The following is a 19,596-nucleotide window of genomic DNA, read 5'->3' as shown; positions in this document are numbered from 1 at the left end:
CCATGAACCTTCACGTCAAGTCGCCGTTGTCGACCCGCGACTACGATGTCTTCTTCGAGCGCGCCCTGAACCAGCTCCGCGAGGAGCGCCGCTATCGTGTCTTTGCCGACCTCGAGCGGCTGGCGGGCCGGTTTCCGCTGGCGATCTGGCATTCGCCCAATGGTCCGCGCGAGGTCGTGATCTGGTGCTCGAACGACTATCTCGGCATGGCCCAGCATCCGAAGGTCGTCGGCGCGATGATGGACGCAGCCTCGCGCATGGGTACCGGCGCCGGCGGAACGCGCAACATTGCCGGCACCAACCATTCGCTGATCGAGCTGGAGCACGAGCTGGCCGACTTGCATGAGAAAGAAGCGGCGCTCGTCTTCACTTCCGGCTACGTCGCCAACGAAACCGGCATTTCCACGATCGCGAAGCTGCTGCCCGACTGCCTCCTGCTCTCGGATGCGCTCAACCACAACTCGATGATCGAAGGGGTGCGCAAGGCGGGAACGGCAAGGCAGGTCTGGCGTCACAACGATGTCGATCATCTCGAACAATTGCTTCGAGCGGCGCCCCCCGGCCGACCAAAGCTGATCCTGTGCGAAAGCCTCTATTCGATGGATGGCGACGTCGCCCCGCTGCATCGCATCTGCGATCTCGCCGAGCGCTACGGCGCGCTGACCTATGTCGACGAGGTTCACGCCGTCGGCATGTACGGGCCCCGCGGCGGCGGAATTGCCGAGCGCGACGGCGCGATGCGGCGCATCGACATCATCGAGGGGACGCTCGCGAAAGCCTTCGGCTGCCTCGGCGGATACATCGCCGCCAACGCCAATGTGATCGATGCCGTACGCTCCCATGCGCCGGGCTTCATCTTCACCACCGCCCTGCCGCCGCCGATCTGCGCGGCGGCAACGGCCGCCATCCGGCATTTGAAGACATCGCAATGGGAGAGAGACCGCCACCAGGATCGCGCCGCGCGGCTCAGATCGGCGCTGCGATCCGCCCGCCTGCCGCTAATGCCGGGCGACAGCCACATCGTGCCCTTGCATGTCGGCGATCCCGGGGCATGCAAGATGGCTTCCGATCTGCTGCTCTATTATCACGGCATCTACATCCAGCCGATCAACTACCCGACCGTGCCGCGGGGCTCGGAGCGCCTGCGGATCACGCCGTCGCCATTGCACGATGATGCGTTGACCGATCGCCTCGTGGGCGCCCTCCTGGATGTTTGGGACGAACTCGGGCTGCCCCGGCCGCGATGCGAGGACACCGATCGAGCCCTTCGCGGGTGAAGGGGCATGTCGGGCTTCACGCGTGTTGCCTGCTGCAGCTACGTCAAGCAAAGATAGAGAGCTGGCGCGTAGCCGCGCGCTCTGCGCGCTGAATGTCAACCGGGCCGGCGGACGAGCAGGTCGTGCGTCGCCTCGAACAGCGCGCTCGCACGCAACAGCTCTGCGTCGCCGCGGAAACGGCCGACCAGCTGAAGACCGATCGGCAGCCCGTCGCGGCCGAAGCCGCACGGCAGGCTGATCGCGGGATGCCCGGTCATGTTGAACGGCATGGTCCAGGGAAACCAGTGCGGCCGGAGATTGTCGAAGCTTCGCTCGTCGATTTCGATGGCACCGAACAGATCCTGGTCGATCGGCAGCGCCGTTCGGGTCAGCGTCGGCATCGCCAACAGATCGGCGCGCCCAAGAAGCGCTTGCACGCGCCGGAACAGTGCGGTGCGGTCGAACATCGCTTGCTGGTAATCAACGCCGCTCACTTTGGTGGCGAGCGCGAGCTGCTTCAAGAATGCCTCGCTCAGGTCGGCCCCGTGATCGGCCGCCAGTTTCTCGAAGCGCGTCCGCCAGGCCGTGTGGTTGATGGCGCGCCAGATCGGCTCGATGTCGAAATCGGCGCCGGAAAATTCCTCCAGCTCCGCACCAAGACCGGCGAGCCGATCGAGCGCCGCCTTGAAGGCATCGGCGACGTCGGCGGCAACTGGCCGCCCAGGCGGCGACAGGCAAAACAAAATCTTCTGCCCGCGCAGATCGCCGCGCGGGGCGGCGCGATCGACGAAATCCGGAACGGGAACACCGATTGACCAGGGGTCGGAAGCGTCCTCTCCCGCCATTGCCTGCATCATCAGAGCGGTATCGGCGACGCTCCGCGTCGTCGGCGTCACATAGGTCTGGTTACCGAAGGCATCCTGTACCTGGCTGTGCGGGATGACGCCGTTGCTCTGCTTTAGTCCAACGACGCCGTTGCACGCGGCCGGGATCCGCGTCGAGCCCCCGCCATCGGTCGCGACCGCCAGCGGCGCGATGCCGCTCGCGACCGCCACGGCCGCGCCGCCGCTCGAGCCGCCGCTGGAGCGGCTCGCGTCCCACGCATTGCGCGTGCGGCCGAACAGCGGCGAGTCGGTCAGGCACTTGCTTCCGAATTCCGGCGTCGTGGTCTTGCCGATCAGGATTGCTCCCTGTGCGCGCAGCCGGGCAACGGCGACCGCATCGTGGTCAGGCACGTTGTTGCGGAAGGGAACGGCACCGAAGGTCGTCCTCACACCCTTGGTGTTGACGATATCCTTGACGGTGACGGGAACACCATGGAGCAGACCGAGCGGCTCGCCCGCCATGACCTTGTCTTCCGCGGCGCGCGCTTCCGCCAAAGCCTCCTCGCCGCATAGCGTGATGAAGCAGTTCAGTTCAGGCTGCAACGCTTCCGCACGGGCCAGCACCGCGCGCGCGACCTCGACGGGAGACACCTTCTTGCTGAAGATGCGGGCGCGAAGGTCGGCGGCCGACAGAAAACAGAGATCTTCGCTCATCCAGGAAAACGCCCGCGTCCATGTGGTGATGCCGCCAGCTTGTCATTGGTCATCGTGCCGCTGCGTGCAGGGCATGTCCATGGCTGCCGGCGCATGGCGCATGGCCGTCGCTGAACGGGTTCGGCCGCCTGCGCTCAAACTTGCGTCATTGACCTGATGGTTTTTGGTCGGGGCAGCTGGATTCGAACCAACGACCTGCAGTACCCAAAACTGCCGCGCTACCAGGCTGCGCTATACCCCGACTTTCGCCCGAACAGCTACACGCTTCACCCGCCGCCAGCAAGGCGGAAGGGCCCGCCTCAGCGCTTGCTGAACAGCGGGTGGGATACCCGGTCGCCGGGGGCGATGCCGTATTTCTGGGCGGTGCCGGCCGGCACTTCCAGGACACCCCGGGCGAGGCCGCCGGAGGAGATGATTTTCGTCGACTCCGGCTCGGTATTTTCCGCAATCCGCAGGATGCGGCCGTCGGCGCGGATGAAGATCATGTCGAGCGAGATGTAGGTGTTCTTCATCCACATCGATATCTGCTGTTCCGGCGAGAAGTCGAACAGCATGCCCTTGCCGTCGGCGAGCTCCCGCCGGTACATCAGCCCCTTCTGCTTCTCGTCCTCGGTCGTCGCCATCTCGACGGCGAAGATTTGCACACCGGATTTGGTGGCAATCTCGAGCGTGCTGAAGCTGGCCGCCTTGACGCCGGTGCCCGCAAGCGCAGCGAAGGCGGCAAGGACCGCCACCGCCAGCCAAACGCGTGCGGCGCGCCAGGCAGGATTTCGATCTGGAATCATCGGGAAATGCTCAAGTCAGCCCATACCAATCGACCGCCAACCTAACCCGGCGACTGCAGAAAGCGCCAGTGGTTCCCGCGGCGCGGCAAGGCTCACAATCGCGTCAGGGAAGAAGGGCTTTGGTGGCAACGAGGGCTCAATGGGAAGACAGCGCCGACGGCCCAGTTTCCGGATGAATTTCCGCCGCCATCATGCCCTTGGAACCCGGCCCGAAGCGCACCAGCACATACTGGCCGGGGCGAAGCTCCGTCATGCCGAAGCGGCGCAGCGTCTCCATGTGCACGAAGATGTCCGGCGTGCCCTCGCCGCAGGTCAGGAAGCCGAAGCCGCGCAGGCGGTTGAACCATTTGACCTGCGCCCGCTCCAGCCCGGAGGTCGGGGTGACCGTGACATGGGTCCGCGGCGGCAGCATCTGCGCCGGGTGGATCGCGGTCGATTCATCCATCGAGACGATGCGGAAGGCCTGGTAGCCCTTGGCGCGCTGCACACATTCCACCACCAGCCGCGCACCCTCATAGGCGGTCTGATAGCCGTCGCGCCTGAGCACGGTGACGTGCAGCAGCACATCCGGCCAGCCATTGTCGGGAACGATGAAGCCATAGCCCTTGGAGGCGTCGAACCACTTGATGACGCCGGAGATTTCGACGAGGTTGGCGGCGGCATCGCCGAGGCCGGAGAGCGCGTCGAGTGCGGGGTCACGCTGCGCGCCTTGAAATTCCGTCGCTGGTCCAAGACGGTTAGGTGCCGCCCCGCCTGGCGTCCCACCGAGCTTCTTGGACTCAAATCCGTCCGACCCCATGACCCCGGACCCCACACCCAAGTTGACGGTGCCGTCCGCTACGGCACCGAAACGCGCACCCATCCATGACAACTCATGATAACGCCGCGCGAATCTTCTCGAATCGAAGATAACATTTGCGCTTGCGGCGCATAGCTAAAAAACATTTTCGGGGGGAACTATGAACAGGTTGCACAGGCACGAATCGGATTCGGCCTTCAATTGCCCACAAAAGGTCCGAGCGTCTCGCCGATGTCGTAGCGCAGCACGAGATCGGCGATGTCGTCCTGCTCGGTCGGCTCGCGGTTGATGATCACCAGCCGCGCGCCATTGCGCTTGGCCATCAACGGAAATCCCGCGGCCGGCCACACCACCAGCGACGAGCCGATGGCAAGGAAGAGATCGCACTGCTGCGCCAGCTCGGTGGCGCGGCGCATCTCCTCCTCCGGCATCGACTGGCCGAAGGAGATGGTTGCGGTTTTTACGGGCTCGCCGCAGCTCGTGCAGTCGGGCGCCCGGCCCTCCTCGTCGAAGCGCGCCTTCACCCATTTGAGATCATAGGCTTTTCCGCAGCCGATGCAGCGGGCATAGGTCGTGTTGCCGTGCAGCTCGACGACGTCGTCGGCCTTGAAGCCCGACGCCTGGTGCAGGTTGTCGATGTTCTGGGTGATGATCGCCGGCGACTTTCCCGACCGGTAGAGCGAGGCCAGCGCGCGGTGCCCCCGCCCCGGCTTCGCCGCCGCGAAAGTCGGTTCCATGGCAAAGCGCCGCCGCCAGGACTCGTCGCGGGCCTCCTGGCTGGCGACGAACTCGCTGAAGTCGATCGGCCGATTCCTGGTCCAGATACCGCCGGGCGAGCGGAAGTCGGGGATGCCGCATTCCGTAGAAATACCGGCGCCGGTGAAGGGCACGATGACGGAGGCTTCCGCGATCATGTCGCCGAGCCGTTCGACGCCGCTGCGCAGATCCGTTGCGATCACGGGACAATTCCTCAAGGCAAGAGGGCCCGCCCACTATAGCCGCGCCCTTCCCGATTGCCAGTTGGCTGGCCCCGCGCCCCGCGTCCGACCGATCAGGTCGCTCCTGCTTCCGGGACCGGCAGCACTTTCGGCTGGCACCGCCCGCACGGTGCATGGCCACAATCCCGCAACCGTGCCTTCAAAATCGCGCCCCAATCGCGGCCGCGAATGGTGCGCGGGACGACTCAAAGCCAGAGGGATGGGACATGAGCGAGACGAAGCCGGACTGGGTAGCGCGCGAACGCGAGGAAATCGTTGCCCGGGTCGCACACTTCCGCGCCACGCAGAAAAAGTTCGAGAAGGAGCGCGAGGAATTCTATGCCGCGACGCTCTCGAGCGCCTGGGATGGCTTCAACCGCCCCGTCTTCTGGAACTGAAGCATCGGCCGGCACGAAAAAGCCCGGAGGTTCGCTCCGGGCTTTTCTCGTTTGGACTTACCAATGGTGATGGTGCCGGTAGTAGTGGCGGCGCGGATAGTAGACCGGCCCGCCGTAATAGGCGTAACCCGGCGCATAGTAGCGCGGTCCGTAATCGTAGTAGCCATACGGCCCGTAATACGGATAGGCGTTCGCGGCGGCCGCACCCGCCACCAGCGCGCCCGCGGCAAGGCCGAACGCCAGGCCCGGGCCAAGACCGCGCGCCTCGGCGGGCGCCGGAGCTGTCACGGCGGCTGCGCCGACCACGGCGGTCACAGCCAGAGTTGCCAGCGTCTTTTTCATCGCAACCTCCTCACGTCAGTTCGCCGGGACAACGTGAAGACCCGCACCGCCGTTCCGGGGAACCCGACGCGCGTGCGGAACACGCGCATTAAATATCTGCAATCTGCGGGGAACGAATTGCGCGGTTCGCCCGTTGTCCGCGCAAGTGCAGCAGCCTCGAAAGGGGTGAGAGCATGAAAGACCCCATCGGCATCTCCGGACGCCGGTGGGGTTTTTCGGTTTCGGGCGGAACGAACGCGATCCCTTCGGCATTTTTCCCGAAAGGGGTCTTGTCATGCCGGTCTGGATGGAAGTTCTGCTCAACGTCATCGGCTATGCCGGTTTTGTCGGCATCGCGACGTTCAACAAATCTGCGGAAGAAACTCCGGAGACACGCGAAGGCGTCAGTTCGCCTTTTGCGCCTGGCCCGCGGTGCGCACCAGCTTGTCGGCCTTGACCAGCACGCGATCGCTTTCCGGCGGCGTGCGCAGCGAGAAGCTGATGATCACGAAGGCTGCGCAGAACAACAGGCCGATCGCCATCACCCGGCGATGGGTAGGTCGGTCGGCATTGTGAAACGAAGGGACCATGGCTGCGCTTCCTGACAGCCACACCTAGCGCACCACTCATCGCGCGCAACGCAATCCCGCCCTTAACCTAACTGAATAGGGTTATTCCTCGCCGGGTAAGGCTGCGTTCACCGTGCAGGCCCGCGCCGGGCACTCAGAGGAAGCGCGCGACGAAGTCGACCGTGCTCTTCAGCATGGCCACCGCCAGTCCTGCCGAGAATGCGGCGGCGCCAAAATCGGCCAGTTCCTGCAACGCTTCACGCTGCTCCTCGTCCAGCAGCGCCACCAGTCTGCGCATGGCGGTCTCGCTCCATCGTCGCAACGGTAACGCGCCGGCCGGGCCGCCGGTTCCCTGCGACATCTTTGAGCGTTAACCCAATCTGTTTACAAAACGTAAACGCGCGGCGGGGAATTCTACGGACAAGGAGGTATAGCGCCATGCTTGTCTACCCCATTCCCCATGCGGTGACGCAAGCCCGAGTCCAGCTCGTTGCCGATCAGACCGAGAAAGCCCCGTCGCACGTCATCCGCGAAGACGTGCTGAACGTCGCCGCGGCCAAGAACGAAGCCGAGCGCCAGGCGCTGGCGGAGTTGAAGGAAGCCCCGGCACACGAAGAGCATTTGGACGTGAAGGCCTGAACGCAGGCCGCGCGCCGCCCTCAGCGTCGCGACGCGCTCCCCACCTGCGCCGCGAGCACGGGCTCGCTCGCGCTCTCCTGTACGGATGCCTCCGGCCAATCGGTGCGGGGCCGCAGGACGGATTTTGCAGACAGTACAGATTTCGCAAATTGCAGGGCGCCGCGCCAACTCAGGTCGAGCACGACCTCATGGTGCCGCAGCCCCTTGCCGCCCTTCACCAGACCGAGGTCGCGTATCACGCAATAATGTCCGCTGCTCATTTTCGCGAGCCGCGTATTCCTGAACCGACGCATGGCCGGACAGGATGCACTGACGCGCGATGGTGTCAAATCTTGACGCGCGGCGAATCAAGACGATCCCCAGGCGCTTGCTGAGCCGAGTCCGGCGCATTACTCCGCAGACGTTCTGCATCTGACTCCATTTCGTTCGCAAAGAACGAATCGGAATCGAAAAAATCGCCGCGGGCCATGCCTTAACATTTCGTTGGCGCGAGCACGCGGCAGGGTCCGTTTGTGCAGGATGTTCGGCGGCACGATCGCAAGTCCGGCTTGCCTTCATGTTTGGGTAAACATGTCGTGGCAAGTATTCCGCAGTCAGTTGCGTGGAGTATGCGTATGATCGATTTTGACGAGTTGCGCGGGCTCGCCGACGAAACCCGCGCCTTCATCCAGATGTCCGAGGACAAGGCGCTGGCCTTGCGCGCCGTGATTGCCGGACACGACGTGGTTCTCGGCATCTATCCCTCGCACGAAGGCGTCGGCCTGCACGTCATCAAGGGCGACGACCTGCTGCGCCGGATCGCGAATTCGAACGAGGCGGGCGACTACACCCACACGGCGATTGCGGTTCACAACCTCGAGCAGGCCGCGACGCTGAAGGCGCTGGTGGCTTGACGCGGGCGTGCGGAACGGCCGCCGCACTCTGGCGGGCGGGCCAAACGTTGCTCTGGAGCGCCTCTCAACAAAATTAAAAGGCTCCCATTGAGGGAGCCTTTGCGGAAGGGGAACATCCGCCCTTCCAGTCTAGCCGGACGATGCGGTACCGCCCTCGCCAGCCAGTTGTTCTCGCGCCTTTCGTTCCGCCTTCAGCCGCTCGAAGTTTGCGCGGAAAGCATCATCGGCTTTCTTCCGCTCAGCGAGCGCCTTCTTCGCGTCCCAAAGGCTCTTTTCCTTTTTCGCCTCACGCTCTTCTTTCGTGACGGGCGGCTTCTCTTTGTGCTCGAAATTTTCCATGCATATCAACGCATCAAGGTCCCAAAGGTTCCCCCTCATCCTCGTCCGATAAAGGAGCCAATTTCCGCCGTCTCTTACTATCGGTCCGTTGCCCCCTGCCCATCCCGGCATTCTTTTGCTATTTCATTCCCCACCAACAAAAACCCTTCAGGGAGCCCTACCCATGCGTTACCTCCACACCATGCTGCGCGTGCGCAATCTCGATGTCGCGCTGAAGTTTTACCGGGACGCGCTGGGGCTGAAGGAAGTGCGCCGGGTCGACAACGACAAGGGCCGTTTCACGCTGCTGTTCCTCTGCGCCGCGGAAGACCTCGACACCCTCAAGAAGCTGCCGAACACGCGCGGGGCGCCGCTGGTCGAGCTCACCTACAACTGGGACGAGGAGAAATACGGCGAGGACCGCTATTTCGGCCATCTCGCCTATGAGGTCGACGACATCTACGCCACCTGCGAGAAGCTGATGAAGATGGGCGTCACCATCAACCGCCCGCCGCGCGACGGCAACATGGCCTTCGTGCGCTCGCCCGATCTGCACTCGATCGAGCTGCTGCAGAAGGGCGAGCCGAAGCCGCCCGCCGAACCGTGGACCTCGATGCCCAACACCGGCCACTGGTGAGCGCGGCGTGGCGGGAAAGCTGACGATCTGGGGCCGGGCCAATTCGGTCAACGTGCAGAAGGTGCTGTGGTGCCTGGCCGAGCTCGACCTCCCCTATGAACGCATCGACGCCGGCATGGCCTTCGGCAAGAACGACACGCCGGAATATCTGGCGATGAATCCCAACGGCCGCATCCCGACGCTGGTCGACGGCGACTACGTGCTGTGGGAATCCAATTCCATCATGCGCTATCTCAACCTCGCCTATGGCAAGGGCTCGCCGATCTATCCGCAGGCGGCCCGAGGCCGCGCCGCGGTGGACCGCTGGCTGGACTGGACGCTGTCGACGCTGCAGCCGGTCGACCGCCCCGTGTTCTGGGGACTGGTGCGCACGCCGCCGGACAAGCGCGACATGGCGGCACTGCAGAAGGACGCCGAGGCGGAAGCCGTGGTGTGGCGCGTGGTGGAAGCCCAGCTCGAAAACCGCCGCTACATCGAGGGCGAGCAGTTCACCATCGCCGACATCGCACTCGGCGCCTACGCGCGGCGCTGGTTCGGCGTCGAGGGCGTCGTCAAGCCGAGGCAGCCCAACATGGAGCGCTGGTTCGCGCAGTTCGCCGCCCGCCCGGGATTTCGAGAATTCATCGCGCCGCCGATGTCGTGACGCGCGGGGCAATCTCTCACCTCGTCATGGCCGGGCAAGAGCGCGAAGCGCGTCTTCGCGCTAGGTGTCCCGGCTATCCACGTTTTGCTCTTGCGTGGCCACAAGGACGTGGATGCCCGGGACGAGCCCGGGCATGACGAGGAGAGGAAATATTGTGGAGCGCGAACTTTCGTCAGCGCACGAACTTCACGCCCACCGTGCGGCCGCGGCGCCAGACCACCTCGCAGGGCCGGCCGCCCCGCGCATCGCGGGTGAAGGCAAGCCGCAGCCTGGCCGGCAGCGTGTTGTTGTCCGCGACCGTGAGCTTTGCGCCGGACGAGGAGAGATCCTCCACCACGCAGGCGCGCGCGGCAAAGCCGCCTTCCAGCGTGATCCAGCCGGGCTGACGCAGCGACTTGCGCGCCTCGCGTTTCTTCGCCCCTAACTTGTGCATTCCAAGCGCCATCGCGGTCATTCCTTAAAACTCAAATCGATTTACGCGCTCCGGCTTTAAATTTCGTTGCCGGATGCCTGCCGTTTTCGCCCATCCGGAACCCTTTCCGAAACCATTCGACAGGCCCGCCACCCGACTTGCCGGCTTTCGCAAACGCCACTATACGTTCGCTCGCAATTGGCCGTGGCCTCGCCGCGGCCGACGGCAAACCGGGTTAAATCATGAGCCCAAAGCCTTGATTTACCTTACGTTTTGCTCCCTTCGTCTATCGGTTAGGACGCCACCCTTTCACGGTGGAGAGAGCGGTTCGATTCCGCTAGGGAGCGCCAAAGCTCAGAAATCGATTTGATAGCGTTCAGCTTTTTTCGAATTGGCAAACTGCGAGAAGCTGGAACCTCCACCTCAACGATTTAAGGCTCGCGCGCAGCCTGGCGTCAGGCTGAAGATGTCGGATCAATGAGGCAAAACGAACATCGCGATTGAACATGCGGATGTGTGATTATGACCCGGAACAGACATTGGCATGATTTCACTGGCGCACACAAAAAGCCCCGGACGATGCCGGGGCTTTTGAGTTCTTCTAGTCGGGGAGATCAGTACTTTGCGACGACGGGACCACCAAAGCGGTAACTCACCCGCACTGTCCCTATGTCCACGTCCTGGCGGATATTGTCGCTGCGCGTGACCGCAATGTTCGATGCCGGGAATGTGACGTTAGGGTTGCCCATGAACAGGTGGTCGTATTCAACGCCTACGAACCAGTTCGGCGCAAAGCCGAATTCAATTCCGGTCCCGACCGCGGCACCCCAGCGGGTATCGCTTGCCTGATTGTACACGACGCCGGTTGCGGTGAAAAAAGTGCTGTATTTGTTATCGGTGACCGCAGCGCCGCCCTTGACGTACCAGAGAATGTTGTTCCAGGCGTAGCCGACTTGGCCGGTGAAGAGGCCGATGCCGTCGATCTTGGTCCGGTTGGTCGCTGGAATCAGCACCGTCAAGCTCGCGTTTGATCCCGTAAGATTAGCCCAATCACCTTGGGCTTCCACTCCGAACACCCAATTGGCAGTCTGCCAACGATAGCCAACCTGACCGCCGACCAAGCCGCCGGTCGCGCTGTGACAGCCCTCGCTCGGGGTTGGCGCAAGCGCAACACCTGCATTGCTGGTGAGGGTCCAGCACTCGCGGCCCGATGCGCCGCCGCCATTGAGACCAATGTAAAAGCCGCTCCAGTCGTAGACGGGTGCGACAACAGCAGGCGACTTGGCATAAGTCCGCGCAGGAAGGTCAGCGCCAGATGCCGCACCGACAAATCCAGCAATCGAAAGCAGTCCAGCCCCGACGATGGCAAAATGCTTCACTTCCATCACCCCGAACAATCAAAAAAGCGTCGTTCATTACCTGTCAAAAAACAGCATTGCGCGAAAGTTGTATCCTAGCTCGCGCAACTATTGTGGACGCCTGTTGCCGAAATAACACGCAAAATGTCACCCCGTAAGGTCACTAGCTCGGTTTGCCAGAAACCGAAATAGTCAGTACGAAACAATGCGCGATCCTGGAAAGAAAAACTGGCAAACCTATTGATTAGGCGGGATTGCGTACCGATCCACTTGATCCAGACGATAGCTTTCTCGAAATCCGTGGCCACGACGAGCCGGTAGTCGTTTCCCTTGATATTGAAGACCGTCCGGTCGGCCCAGCATCGTTAGTTCGCCGGCACGATTGCGCGCGTGTAAGTCGCCAGATCGAAGTAGTCACGCCAGATTTTGATCTTGCCGTTCGACAGTTCGAAGACACCGCAGCAAGGTAGATCGACTCTCTTGTTTGCGACGCGGGTTCTGTCGAGACGCTCAGCCATGACGACGTCCCCGTGCGACACAAGGTTCAAGACATCCCAAGTGGTCTCCGTCCAATCCTTGATGAACCCGCCGATAAACTTCCGGAGGTTATCGCGGCCGGTGACCGGCCTGTTCATCATGTTGTGGTAGGTGCCATCGGGCGCAAAGAACGCCACGATCTCGTTGACGTCGAGGCGCGACCACGCCGCAATGAAATCCCGAACGATTTGCTCGTTGGCCGTCATCGCCATCACCTCAATCCGCTTCCGTCATCCACGTTACCGCGAATTTGCTCGGCGAGGCGGCCAAAAGCAACGCGTGAATTTGCTTCCAGAGCGACCTCAAACCGATTGATTTACCTCACAAATCGCTCTTCGCCGAGGAGCGTCAAAAAGGCCCTCCGATCCGTTTCGATAAATCCTGCGCCAATCGTTTAGCGAACACTTAAGCCGCCGCGCCTACCCTGAACACATGATGGCGTCCTTCCGCCCCGTTCTCCTGCTCCTCAACGCCGCGCTGATCGCGTGGCTGGGATATTACGTCTTCAAACTGCCAGGCGATCCCCTCGGCTATGCCCTGATCCTGTTCCTGCCGGCGAATTTGCTCTTCCTGCTGCGCATTCCCGTTCGTCGAGCCCCGTGACTTCTGCGATGTACATGCTTCTCGGCATGGCCGCGATGGCCGGTGTGCCCGCCTATTTCGTGATCCAGCCGATGAGTCTGGCGCAATGGCGCGGCGGCTGGCGCAAGGCCGCAGCGGCGCCGCTGCTGTTGACGGTGCCTGCCCTGCTGTTCAGCCTGTTCGCACTGACGCAGGGTTCGAACCTGTGGCCGATCACCCTGATCTTTGCCGCCGCCATCGGCTCGCTGTATCTCGCGGCGCTCTGGCTCACGCAGCGCCTGCTCAGCTGGTAGGCCAGCCCGTCATTCGCTCGCGCGAAGGCAAAGCCAGCGGGCCCGATCATGTCCATAGAAAAGGCCGCCCGGAGGCGGCCTTTCTCACGGAATCGCCCGCCGCTTACATCGCGTCCGCCGACTCCGCCGGAAGATCCTTCATGTCCGGATGATTCTTCAGCAGCGCCGCGACGTCGATATTGGGCTTGTCCTTCAACGCCTCGATCACGCAGTTCTTGACGTATTTCCGCCGCTGCAGCCACGGCACCTTCTTGCCCTTCGCCTCCGCCTTGCAGGAGGAGATCGCCTGTTTCAGCGCGGTCTTCTCGGCAGGGGTCAGCGGCGTCGCGGCGGAAGCCGGCGTCATGACGGAACCGCCGGCAAGTCCCGCGGCGACAACGCATGCAAATACGGTTCTGGTGAAACGAGACATGATGCAACCCCTCAGCTTGCTCTTATGACCTGAAACTATGCACTCCTTGCGGCCCGTGACAAGTATCGGAGACAGCAACACGTCGCAGGGGATAGCGACGTGGTCGCACGGGGCTTCGAGCCGACCGTCGCCGCCCCGCCTCGGCGCAGTGCAGCATTCCGGACGAAGAGCCGGAACCTGATTTTCTCCCGCGATTTCAGTCAAGCCATATCTAGGCACAGAAAATCAGGTTTTTCGGAAATTGCTCTTGACGTTTCCGTAAAACAGAACTAGATTGCACCCAGCCCGCGCCACCATGAGGGGACGCTTCGCGGTCGTCACGAACGTTGGCGCGGGTTGCGATGGGACGCTGCGGCGTCAGTGCGGCGCGAGCCGGCCTGGCAACGGTGACAATAAAGGCCGCTCACCGGGGAGAGCACGAAGTAAGCCGCCAAACCATTGCGCGGGGAAAGCCGGGATGTCCTGGCTGTACCTGTCAAACCCGTGTGCATCTCTTGTAGCACTCTTCGCACACGACACGGTGATGCGGGTGCCGCCGGCGCCCGGCTTTCCCTGCGCCCTCTTCAAAAAGAGGGCCAACGAATTGGCAAAGCTCAGGCGAAATCCGCGCCGTGAGAACGGAATTTCATGTCTTGCGCAGCCCTCGCCCCCGGTCAGTTCCGGCGATTGACGACGTTCTCGCGCACGATCTCCGCCTTGAAGCGAAAGAGCTGGGGATCGCCGGGATCAATAGTGATCCTGACCCAATGGGTGTCAGGCCAGCCAAACGTCTCCACGCGGGTGAAGTTCTCGAAAAGGCGGCTGGTCTTCTTGCTGTAGAGCGGCTTGTCGATGCGGAACAGGTGGGTGTCGCCGTGCAGCAAGGCTACAGGCTTGTCGAAGCCTTCGAGCTCCTCGGCAAGCGCCTGGATGTAATCGCCGTAGGCGGTCGCGGGATTGGGAAGCGTCTGCCCGCGCGGGATGAACGGAATGAAGTAGCGGGTCTTGGCGGCAGGCGGCCAGAAGTTCTCGAAGCCGGGGTTTGCCTGCGTCAGCACGACGAGGCCGAGGCTGTTCGACGCCCTGGCCTCGGCGAACGCCTGCTTCATCCAGGCGATGTTCGCAGCCTTGCGCTCGATATGCTCGGCGTCCATCTCCGGCGTGCGGCCGAAATTGTCGTTGCTGCCGACGATGTGAAGGGTGACGAAGGTGACGCCGCCGAGGCTCCAGCGGAGATTTTCCCGGAATTTTGCGTATTGCGGATCGGCCGACTGGTTCTTCACGGCAAGCGGCCGCTGCCCGAGACTGCGGCCATCCGGGAAGAACATCGCGCGGATCCCGGCCAGCAATTCGAGGGGATCGACCTTCTGCGCTTGCAGCGGCCAGCAATCGGTCCAGTCGTTGTCGCCTGGCGTCAGGATAAAGGGATGACGGATGGTCTGGAACGAGGCCAGGACCGCCTTGTAGTTCTCTTCCACGCACGGCATCGAGGCCGCCGCAGGGTTCTGGTTGTACGGCCGCGCGTCGAACTGAAAATCGCCGATATGGGCCACGAAGGCGAGCTCGGTGCCGTTGAGCACCTCGAGCACGCGCTGATACTCGCGCTCCTGGACCTTGGTGTAGGGCATGTCGCCGATCACGGCGAAATCAAACGCGCGCTGTTGCGCCGAGACGCTGCCGCAGGCCATGGCCAGGTATGCGACAAGCGCGGCATGGGCGAGCATGAGCCGCCCTGCCCGGATTGGACCCGTCGGACAACTCGACAACATCCGTTTCCCCCGATGTCCGCAGATTTTTTCCGGCGTCTGATCGCAGCACGTTCTCACCCCCTGCCGCCGGCCGCAAGCCGGCCCGACATTGCCCGCAACGAAAGTTGCATGCCGCGCCAACTCGCAGCATGTTGCCGAACGCCTCTGCCGGTTCGAGGAAAGCCATCGTCATGCCTGACACGCCCCCGCAAGCCAACGGCGCCCGCGTTCTCGCCGACCTCAATGCGTTGCGCGCCATCGGCGCCTACAAGAGCGGCGTACACAAGCCGACTTTTTCCGAGCCGCATGCGCGCTCGCTCGAATGGCTGGGGCAAAAGCTGCCGGAAGCGGGGCTCACCGCTGTCGTCGACGGCATCGGCAACGTGCTCGGCAGCAGCACGAAGGCGGGGCCAAAACTGCTCGCGGGCTCCCATCTGGAGAGCCAGAACTACGCCGGCTGGCTCGACGGCCCCCTCGGCGTCGTCTACGCGCTGGAAGCCGCGCGCGTGCTCAATCCCGATCCCGCCGTGAACGGCGCGGTCGAGGTCGCCTCATGGTGCGACGAGGAAGGCCATTTCGGCCATTTCCTCGGCAGCCGCTCCTTTGTCGGCGCGGTGAGCGAGGCCGACATCGATGCGGCGCGCGACCGCAACAGCGACCGCAGCATGCGCGAGGCGCTGGCAGCCGTCGGCCTTTCGGGCCGCCCTCGCCTCAAGGCCGTGCGCGGCCGCTACATCGGCTATCTCGAGGCGCATATCGAACAGGGCGAGACACTGGAAAGCGGGGCCTTGAAGATCGGCATCGTCACCTCCATCGTCGGCATCTGGCAATACCGCATCGTCTTCACCGGCGAGCAGAACCACGCCGGCACCACGCGGATGGCGATCCGCAAGGACGCCGGGCTTGCACTGGCACGCTTCTGCGTCGCGATCGACGAGACCTTCCCGGCGATCTGCGGGCAGCGCACGGTGTGGACCACCGGCCGTATCGCGCTCGATCCGGGCGCGCCCAGCATCATCCCCGGCCGTGCCGAGATGCTGTTCCAGATGCGCGATGCCGACGCGACCGTGATCGAGCGGCTGGAGGAGAAGCTGCGCAGCATGGCCGCCGAGGCCACCGCGCGCGGTCCCTGCGGCGTCACCGTGGAGCGGATCCGCACCGGCGCGCCGGCCATGATGGACGCGGCCTTCCAGGATGCCATCGAAGCCGCCAGCGCCGGCTTCGCCGGAGGCAAGTCGCTGCGGATGCCGTCCGGCGCCGGCCATGACGCGCAGATCCTCGCCACCATCATGCCGGCGGGCATGCTGTTCGTGCCGTCGATCGGCGGCATCAGCCATCACTGGACCGAGAACACGGCGGACGAAGATATCGTCACCGGCGCCGAGGTGTTCGTCGAGACATGCCGCAAGCTGCTCACCGCGGGAAGCCGCGCTTGAGGACAACCCGGCAACCCGCTTGCATCGGCCCAGCTCCCTCCTACACTTTCCGCGCGGCTTTGAACGACCCCTCTTTTCATTCAGGAGCATTGCATGACGACCTATGTTGCCGTTCCCTTTGGAACAACCACGGGTCGAGTTTTCATCGATCGGGCCGACAACCAGGTCGTCACGCTCGTCGACGGACTGGTCGCCTACGACAGCGGCTGGATCTCAGATAACCCGCCCATCAACGCGGCTTTCGATTTCAGTATCCCGGCCAGGGGATTTGTCGATGTCGTATTCGCGGGGGCCAATGGTGGCGTCAATTCGAGCGACCCTTACGAATTTCGTGCCCGGATCAATATCGGCGGCAAGACCGTCGCCTCGCCGGGTTCGTCTGCGATAAACAGCCCGCCGGGAATCCGCTGGACGGAGGCTTATCGCTTCTACCAATGCGCCTTGCTGGGACCGACGCCGGGCTATCCGACCTTTGGCTGGGACACGAACCTTCATCACCGCATCGTCCCGGTCGCCAAGGAGACTGCGGGACAACGCACCTACCGATGCTGCGTGGCGCTGTCCGATGGCGGAGACAATTTCCGTTACGTCGACGGCGCGTTCCTGATCAAGGAGAAGAACGGAGAATTCGCGTTCGCCACCTGCAACCTGTTTCGCCGCGCGCCCAAGGGGTCATCAGCCGCCGACCTGCCCGCGATCACCCCGCCCGATTTCTATCAAGCGATCTCGCTGCTGCATGTCAGGATCGACGAATACGATGATGTGCCGCATATTTCCCTGCGTTTCGACAATCCGTTGCGCCAGCGCCTCGAGAAGGACGAGGTATTTGCCGACGTCACGCTCATCTACTCCGTCGCCAAACGCTACGAAGTGCGGCCCGGCGATACGCTGCGATCCATCGCAAAGAAACTGCTCGGCGATGCCGAACGTTGGAGGCGGATCTACGACCTCAATCGCGCGGCGATAGGCAACGACCCGGATCGCATCAATCCCGGCCAGGTGTTGAAGATTCCGAATTGATCCGGCTTGAACGCCTCGTCACGGCAGCCGACGCCATGGCCCCTGGCAGGCAGCGGCCGCCGCACCAACCTGCCGTCGGGCTGCCAGCGCGTCGCTGCAGCCAGGGCGGCAAAGATGCGGTCGGCCCGGCTACGCCGGTCCCGTCGGACCTGGTGGGCAGCTAGCGGCCCCAGGGAATATAGCCGTGATATTCCTTCGGGATCTGGCTCTTGTAGCGTGACGGCACGGTCTTGGTGTCGACCGAGCGGTCGAGCTCGCTCTGGCTGCCCTTCTTCGAGGCCGTCTTCTTCTTGCCGGACTTGTCGTCGGTGGCCGCAGGCTTGTCGGCCGGCGCGGTTGTGGTCGTCGTTGTCGTGGCCGCCGGCGGCGTTGTCGTGGCGGGAGCCGCCGTGGTCGCCGGAGGCGACGGGGGCGGCGCTGTGGTTGTCGTGCCGGCCGCCGGGGCTGCGGCTGCGCCGGCCGCCGTGCCCTGGGCAAAGACATCGTTTGCCGGCAGGAAAGCCAGCCCAACCGCGGCTGCCGCCGCCAACCAATAAAGTCTGTTCATGTGACGCTCCAATGTTGCCGAGCCACAACGGACCAAGCGTAATCCCTCCGCGCGCAGCCGTCGAGGGTTGCAAAATCGGCGATATCTGCGGTTGCGACCGCGTAACCCCTTGTTCCCGCCGCCCGGAGGGGATTGGATACGTTGCCGGGCTTGGGAGAAGCCATGAAACAGCGAGAGCGGGAAGGCGCACCCTTGTGGGTGTGGCTGGCGTTTGGCCTGCTGGCCATCGGTACCGTCGCCTATGTGACCGGCTACTGGATGTTCGAGGAGATGGTCGCCCACGTCAAAAAGTGAGGCGGGCGGCGCATTTCGCCTGCCAGGGCTGGCCGCGGCGTGCCGCCGCACGCCTGCCTCCGGCCGTCGCGGTGGATAACGATGCAAATCTGGCATATCTGCCTTGAGTGATGCTGCTGCTTGAGTCCCTCCCCACCGTGATCGGCACCGCCGCGGTCGCGCCGGCGCTGCTGTTCCTGTGGCTCGTGATCGCGACCGACGAGCGGCCGGGCCCGCCGCTGCGGATATGGACCGCCTTTTTCCTCGGCGCGGCCAGCATCTCCATGCTCGGCCTTGCGCGCGCACCGTTTGCCAAGATCGTGCTTGCCAGCGCCGACCGTCCCTGGCTCGGGCAGGTGCTTCATTCGCTGCTCGGCGTCGCCACGCCGGAGGAGATCGTCAAGGTGCTGGCGATCGCCGCCGTGGGCCTGCGCTACCGCAGCCGGGGCGTCGATCCCATGGACACCGTGGTCTATGGCGCGGCTGTGGGCCTCGGCTTTGCGGCCTATGAAAACCTCGCCTATCTCGTGCAACATGCCGACATCTGGCGCTCGCTGGCGTTGCTGCGCAGCGTGCTGACGGTGCCCTTCCACGGTGCGCTCGGCATCATCGCCGGCGCCTATCTGGCGATCGCGCGCTCCGGCACGGCGCTCGGCGCCAACCGCCACAACCGCGACTGGGCGCGCATCTCGAGCTGGGCGATGGTGCTACTCGGGCCGATCGCGCTGCACGCGGCGTTCGACTTTCCGCTGCTGATGCTGCAGCAGCCCTCCAATCTCTCATCCACCGCGCGGCTCGCCCTCGGCGCCACCAGCATCCTGATCGGCTTTTCCTCGATCGCTTTTGCCATCCGGCTGGTGCGCCGCGTCGGCCGCCATCACGCGCCGCGCACGAAAGTGGCGCGCGAGCGGCTGAGCCAGCTCAGGCGAATGTGGGCGCTGCTGGTGTTCGGCGGCGGCGCCGGGTTTGCCGGCCTCGCCTTCGTGCTCGGGGCGGTGCATCGCTGGATGATCAATCCCGAGCGCAACATGACGGCAGTGGCCGGATCGGTCGGGCTGATCTCGATCCTGATCGGCGTGGCGCTGCTGACCGCCACCACCGCCGTCTATTTCCTCGGCCGCAACCGCTTGCGCGCCTCTTCCGACGGATTTTCGTCAATGTCCGGTCAGGGCGGCTGAATAAATTCGGCCGCGCCGGAAGGACGCAAGCTATAGTCCTCATCATCC

The 19,596-nt window shown here is 63.6% G+C and carries 28 protein-coding genes and 2 tRNA genes; 13 read left to right on the top strand and 17 right to left on the bottom strand.

Annotated elements, in window-relative coordinates; all coding sequences use genetic code 11:
• Positions 1-2 precede the first annotated feature (2 nt).
• On the top strand, positions 3-1,277 hold the full coding sequence (hemA, locus tag HZB49_RS08490; protein WP_291610080.1) for a 5-aminolevulinate synthase: 1,275 nt from the start codon (positions 3-5) through the stop codon (positions 1,275-1,277).
• A gap of 95 nt (positions 1,278-1,372) precedes the next feature.
• Here the strand turns inward: hemA and HZB49_RS08485 are convergent, their stop codons facing one another.
• From HZB49_RS08485 to HZB49_RS08465, 5 genes are all read right to left on the bottom strand, one after another.
• Positions 1,373-2,794 carry an amidase gene (locus HZB49_RS08485; RefSeq protein WP_291610078.1) on the bottom strand — a complete coding sequence of 474 codons (1,422 nt, stop codon included), beginning with the start codon at positions 2,792-2,794 and terminating at the stop codon, positions 1,373-1,375.
• 164 nt (positions 2,795-2,958) lie between these two features.
• Positions 2,959-3,035, bottom strand: a tRNA-Pro gene (locus HZB49_RS08480).
• Between the two features lie 58 nt (positions 3,036-3,093).
• On the bottom strand, positions 3,094-3,579 hold the full coding sequence (locus HZB49_RS08475; RefSeq protein WP_291610077.1) for a DUF192 domain-containing protein: 486 nt from the start codon (positions 3,577-3,579) through the stop codon (positions 3,094-3,096).
• A gap of 136 nt (positions 3,580-3,715) precedes the next feature.
• The gene (locus tag HZB49_RS08470; RefSeq protein ID WP_291611150.1) at positions 3,716-4,378 is read right to left on the bottom strand and encodes a cold-shock protein; all 663 of its coding nucleotides are present in this window, start codon (positions 4,376-4,378) and stop codon (positions 3,716-3,718) included.
• 197 nt (positions 4,379-4,575) lie between these two features.
• A complete protein-coding gene (locus tag HZB49_RS08465) occupies positions 4,576-5,337 on the bottom strand; it encodes a Sir2 family NAD-dependent protein deacetylase (protein WP_291610076.1) in 762 nt (253 codons plus the stop codon).
• A 245-nt stretch (positions 5,338-5,582) separates the two neighbouring features.
• Between HZB49_RS08465 and HZB49_RS08460 the strand changes: the two genes are divergently transcribed.
• Positions 5,583-5,753: a hypothetical protein gene (locus HZB49_RS08460; protein WP_291610073.1), complete on the top strand. Its 171-nt coding sequence runs from the start codon at positions 5,583-5,585 to the stop codon at positions 5,751-5,753.
• Between the two features lie 57 nt (positions 5,754-5,810).
• On the opposite strand, the gene HZB49_RS08455 is transcribed toward HZB49_RS08460, so the two are convergent.
• The 3 genes from HZB49_RS08455 to HZB49_RS08445 all read right to left on the bottom strand — a co-directional run bounded on the left by HZB49_RS08455 (position 5,811) and on the right by HZB49_RS08445 (position 6,941).
• Positions 5,811-6,095, bottom strand: coding sequence for a hypothetical protein (locus HZB49_RS08455; RefSeq protein WP_291610071.1), 285 nt, complete (start codon positions 6,093-6,095; stop codon positions 5,811-5,813).
• Between the two features lie 383 nt (positions 6,096-6,478).
• The gene (locus tag HZB49_RS08450) at positions 6,479-6,664 is read right to left on the bottom strand and encodes a hypothetical protein (RefSeq protein ID WP_291610069.1); all 186 of its coding nucleotides are present in this window, start codon (positions 6,662-6,664) and stop codon (positions 6,479-6,481) included.
• Positions 6,665-6,797: 133 nt separating this feature from the next.
• Positions 6,798-6,941 (bottom strand): hypothetical protein, encoded by a 144-nt coding sequence (locus HZB49_RS08445; RefSeq protein ID WP_291610067.1) that lies wholly within the window; start codon positions 6,939-6,941, stop codon positions 6,798-6,800.
• A 140-nt stretch (positions 6,942-7,081) separates the two neighbouring features.
• Here HZB49_RS08445 and HZB49_RS08440 point away from each other — a divergent pair, with 140 nt between their 5' ends.
• Entirely contained in the window at positions 7,082-7,282 is a 201-nt protein-coding gene (locus tag HZB49_RS08440; RefSeq protein WP_291610065.1) for a hypothetical protein, read from the top strand.
• Positions 7,283-7,302: 20 nt separating this feature from the next.
• On the opposite strand, the gene HZB49_RS08435 is transcribed toward HZB49_RS08440, so the two are convergent.
• Positions 7,303-7,521 carry a hypothetical protein gene (locus HZB49_RS08435; protein ID WP_291610063.1) on the bottom strand — a complete coding sequence of 73 codons (219 nt, stop codon included), beginning with the start codon at positions 7,519-7,521 and terminating at the stop codon, positions 7,303-7,305.
• Between the two features lie 375 nt (positions 7,522-7,896).
• Here HZB49_RS08435 and HZB49_RS08430 point away from each other — a divergent pair, with 375 nt between their 5' ends.
• Complete coding sequence (locus tag HZB49_RS08430; RefSeq protein WP_291610060.1) at positions 7,897-8,175, top strand: hypothetical protein; 279 nt, start codon at positions 7,897-7,899, stop codon at positions 8,173-8,175.
• 129 nt (positions 8,176-8,304) lie between these two features.
• Here the strand turns inward: HZB49_RS08430 and HZB49_RS08425 are convergent, their stop codons facing one another.
• Positions 8,305-8,514 carry a hypothetical protein gene (locus tag HZB49_RS08425; RefSeq protein WP_291610058.1) on the bottom strand — a complete coding sequence of 70 codons (210 nt, stop codon included), beginning with the start codon at positions 8,512-8,514 and terminating at the stop codon, positions 8,305-8,307.
• A 163-nt stretch (positions 8,515-8,677) separates the two neighbouring features.
• On the opposite strand from HZB49_RS08425, the gene HZB49_RS08420 reads away from it, so the two are divergent.
• Together HZB49_RS08420 and HZB49_RS08415 are read left to right on the top strand one after the other, a co-directional pair.
• Positions 8,678-9,130, top strand: coding sequence for a VOC family protein (locus HZB49_RS08420; RefSeq protein WP_291610056.1), 453 nt, complete (start codon positions 8,678-8,680; stop codon positions 9,128-9,130).
• A gap of 7 nt (positions 9,131-9,137) precedes the next feature.
• The gene (locus HZB49_RS08415; RefSeq protein WP_291610054.1) at positions 9,138-9,773 is read left to right on the top strand and encodes a glutathione S-transferase family protein; all 636 of its coding nucleotides are present in this window, start codon (positions 9,138-9,140) and stop codon (positions 9,771-9,773) included.
• 172 nt (positions 9,774-9,945) lie between these two features.
• Here the strand turns inward: HZB49_RS08415 and HZB49_RS08410 are convergent, their stop codons facing one another.
• Positions 9,946-10,218, bottom strand: a complete 273-nt coding sequence (locus HZB49_RS08410) for a PilZ domain-containing protein (protein WP_291610052.1) — start codon at positions 10,216-10,218, stop codon at positions 9,946-9,948.
• A gap of 242 nt (positions 10,219-10,460) precedes the next feature.
• On the opposite strand from HZB49_RS08410, the gene HZB49_RS08405 reads away from it, so the two are divergent.
• Positions 10,461-10,535 (top strand) — tRNA-Glu (locus HZB49_RS08405).
• A gap of 264 nt (positions 10,536-10,799) precedes the next feature.
• Here the strand turns inward: HZB49_RS08405 and HZB49_RS08400 are convergent.
• The 3 genes from HZB49_RS08400 to HZB49_RS08390 all read right to left on the bottom strand — a co-directional run bounded on the left by HZB49_RS08400 (position 10,800) and on the right by HZB49_RS08390 (position 12,292).
• The gene (locus HZB49_RS08400) at positions 10,800-11,570 is read right to left on the bottom strand and encodes an outer membrane beta-barrel protein (RefSeq protein WP_291610050.1); all 771 of its coding nucleotides are present in this window, start codon (positions 11,568-11,570) and stop codon (positions 10,800-10,802) included.
• A 68-nt stretch (positions 11,571-11,638) separates the two neighbouring features.
• Positions 11,639-11,851: a hypothetical protein gene (locus HZB49_RS08395; protein WP_291610048.1), complete on the bottom strand. Its 213-nt coding sequence runs from the start codon at positions 11,849-11,851 to the stop codon at positions 11,639-11,641.
• 57 nt (positions 11,852-11,908) lie between these two features.
• Positions 11,909-12,292 (bottom strand): limonene-1,2-epoxide hydrolase family protein, encoded by a 384-nt coding sequence (locus HZB49_RS08390; protein WP_291610046.1) that lies wholly within the window; start codon positions 12,290-12,292, stop codon positions 11,909-11,911.
• Positions 12,293-12,515: 223 nt separating this feature from the next.
• Between HZB49_RS08390 and HZB49_RS08385 the strand changes: the two genes are divergently transcribed.
• Together HZB49_RS08385 and HZB49_RS08380 are read left to right on the top strand one after the other, a co-directional pair.
• Positions 12,516-12,683, top strand: coding sequence for a hypothetical protein (locus HZB49_RS08385; protein ID WP_291610044.1), 168 nt, complete (start codon positions 12,516-12,518; stop codon positions 12,681-12,683).
• Positions 12,684-12,691: 8 nt separating this feature from the next.
• The gene (locus HZB49_RS08380) at positions 12,692-12,955 is read left to right on the top strand and encodes a hypothetical protein (RefSeq protein ID WP_291610042.1); all 264 of its coding nucleotides are present in this window, start codon (positions 12,692-12,694) and stop codon (positions 12,953-12,955) included.
• 103 nt (positions 12,956-13,058) lie between these two features.
• Here HZB49_RS08380 and HZB49_RS08375 read toward each other — a convergent pair whose 3' ends face one another.
• Positions 13,059-13,367 carry a hypothetical protein gene (locus HZB49_RS08375; RefSeq protein WP_291610040.1) on the bottom strand — a complete coding sequence of 103 codons (309 nt, stop codon included), beginning with the start codon at positions 13,365-13,367 and terminating at the stop codon, positions 13,059-13,061.
• A 653-nt stretch (positions 13,368-14,020) separates the two neighbouring features.
• Positions 14,021-15,070, bottom strand: a complete 1,050-nt coding sequence (locus HZB49_RS08370; protein WP_291610038.1) for a hypothetical protein — start codon at positions 15,068-15,070, stop codon at positions 14,021-14,023.
• Between the two features lie 215 nt (positions 15,071-15,285).
• Here HZB49_RS08370 and HZB49_RS08365 point away from each other — a divergent pair, with 215 nt between their 5' ends.
• Together HZB49_RS08365 and HZB49_RS08360 are read left to right on the top strand one after the other, a co-directional pair.
• Positions 15,286-16,530: a Zn-dependent hydrolase gene (locus HZB49_RS08365; protein ID WP_291610036.1), complete on the top strand. Its 1,245-nt coding sequence runs from the start codon at positions 15,286-15,288 to the stop codon at positions 16,528-16,530.
• Between the two features lie 93 nt (positions 16,531-16,623).
• A complete protein-coding gene (locus tag HZB49_RS08360) occupies positions 16,624-17,550 on the top strand; it encodes a LysM peptidoglycan-binding domain-containing protein (protein ID WP_291610035.1) in 927 nt (308 codons plus the stop codon).
• A 160-nt stretch (positions 17,551-17,710) separates the two neighbouring features.
• Here the strand turns inward: HZB49_RS08360 and HZB49_RS08355 are convergent, their stop codons facing one another.
• A complete protein-coding gene (locus tag HZB49_RS08355; RefSeq protein ID WP_291610033.1) occupies positions 17,711-18,097 on the bottom strand; it encodes a hypothetical protein in 387 nt (128 codons plus the stop codon).
• A 162-nt stretch (positions 18,098-18,259) separates the two neighbouring features.
• Between HZB49_RS08355 and HZB49_RS08350 the strand changes: the two genes are divergently transcribed.
• A complete protein-coding gene (locus tag HZB49_RS08350) occupies positions 18,260-18,391 on the top strand; it encodes a hypothetical protein (protein ID WP_291610031.1) in 132 nt (43 codons plus the stop codon).
• 110 nt (positions 18,392-18,501) lie between these two features.
• Positions 18,502-19,548 (top strand): PrsW family glutamic-type intramembrane protease, encoded by a 1,047-nt coding sequence (locus tag HZB49_RS08345; RefSeq protein WP_291611148.1) that lies wholly within the window; start codon positions 18,502-18,504, stop codon positions 19,546-19,548.
• Positions 19,549-19,596: the final 48 nt, after the last annotated feature.

The organism is Bradyrhizobium sp. (assembly GCF_016219575.1).
Taxonomy (GTDB): Bacteria; Pseudomonadota; Alphaproteobacteria; order Rhizobiales; family Xanthobacteraceae; genus Bradyrhizobium.
This window is presented reverse-complemented; position numbering and strand designations above follow the sequence as displayed.

Coding starts and splice junctions, on each gene's coding strand:
- HZB49_RS08460 (WP_291610073.1), top strand. CDS start 5,583: ATGAGCGAGACGAAGCCGGACTGGGTAGCGCGCGAACGCGAGGAAATC.
- HZB49_RS08470 (WP_291611150.1), bottom strand. CDS start 4,378: ATGGGGTCGGACGGATTTGAGTCCAAGAAGCTCGGTGGGACGCCAGGC.
- HZB49_RS08380 (WP_291610042.1), top strand. CDS start 12,692: ATGTACATGCTTCTCGGCATGGCCGCGATGGCCGGTGTGCCCGCCTAT.
- HZB49_RS08455 (WP_291610071.1), bottom strand. CDS start 6,095: ATGAAAAAGACGCTGGCAACTCTGGCTGTGACCGCCGTGGTCGGCGCA.
- HZB49_RS08370 (WP_291610038.1), bottom strand. CDS start 15,070: ATGCTCGCCCATGCCGCGCTTGTCGCATACCTGGCCATGGCCTGCGGC.
- HZB49_RS08445 (WP_291610067.1), bottom strand. CDS start 6,941: ATGCGCAGACTGGTGGCGCTGCTGGACGAGGAGCAGCGTGAAGCGTTG.
- HZB49_RS08345 (WP_291611148.1), top strand. CDS start 18,502: ATGCTGCTGCTTGAGTCCCTCCCCACCGTGATCGGCACCGCCGCGGTC.
- HZB49_RS08350 (WP_291610031.1), top strand. CDS start 18,260: ATGAAACAGCGAGAGCGGGAAGGCGCACCCTTGTGGGTGTGGCTGGCG.
- HZB49_RS08425 (WP_291610058.1), bottom strand. CDS start 8,514: ATGGAAAATTTCGAGCACAAAGAGAAGCCGCCCGTCACGAAAGAAGAG.
- HZB49_RS08410 (WP_291610052.1), bottom strand. CDS start 10,218: ATGGCGCTTGGAATGCACAAGTTAGGGGCGAAGAAACGCGAGGCGCGC.
- HZB49_RS08355 (WP_291610033.1), bottom strand. CDS start 18,097: ATGAACAGACTTTATTGGTTGGCGGCGGCAGCCGCGGTTGGGCTGGCT.
- HZB49_RS08420 (WP_291610056.1), top strand. CDS start 8,678: ATGCGTTACCTCCACACCATGCTGCGCGTGCGCAATCTCGATGTCGCG.
- HZB49_RS08475 (WP_291610077.1), bottom strand. CDS start 3,579: ATGATTCCAGATCGAAATCCTGCCTGGCGCGCCGCACGCGTTTGGCTG.
- HZB49_RS08400 (WP_291610050.1), bottom strand. CDS start 11,570: ATGGAAGTGAAGCATTTTGCCATCGTCGGGGCTGGACTGCTTTCGATT.
- HZB49_RS08430 (WP_291610060.1), top strand. CDS start 7,897: ATGATCGATTTTGACGAGTTGCGCGGGCTCGCCGACGAAACCCGCGCC.
- HZB49_RS08485 (WP_291610078.1), bottom strand. CDS start 2,794: ATGAGCGAAGATCTCTGTTTTCTGTCGGCCGCCGACCTTCGCGCCCGC.
- HZB49_RS08365 (WP_291610036.1), top strand. CDS start 15,286: ATGCCTGACACGCCCCCGCAAGCCAACGGCGCCCGCGTTCTCGCCGAC.
- HZB49_RS08385 (WP_291610044.1), top strand. CDS start 12,516: ATGGCGTCCTTCCGCCCCGTTCTCCTGCTCCTCAACGCCGCGCTGATC.
- HZB49_RS08360 (WP_291610035.1), top strand. CDS start 16,624: ATGACGACCTATGTTGCCGTTCCCTTTGGAACAACCACGGGTCGAGTT.
- HZB49_RS08390 (WP_291610046.1), bottom strand. CDS start 12,292: ATGGCGATGACGGCCAACGAGCAAATCGTTCGGGATTTCATTGCGGCG.
- hemA (WP_291610080.1), top strand. CDS start 3: ATGAACCTTCACGTCAAGTCGCCGTTGTCGACCCGCGACTACGATGTC.
- HZB49_RS08440 (WP_291610065.1), top strand. CDS start 7,082: ATGCTTGTCTACCCCATTCCCCATGCGGTGACGCAAGCCCGAGTCCAG.
- HZB49_RS08375 (WP_291610040.1), bottom strand. CDS start 13,367: ATGTCTCGTTTCACCAGAACCGTATTTGCATGCGTTGTCGCCGCGGGA.
- HZB49_RS08450 (WP_291610069.1), bottom strand. CDS start 6,664: ATGGTCCCTTCGTTTCACAATGCCGACCGACCTACCCATCGCCGGGTG.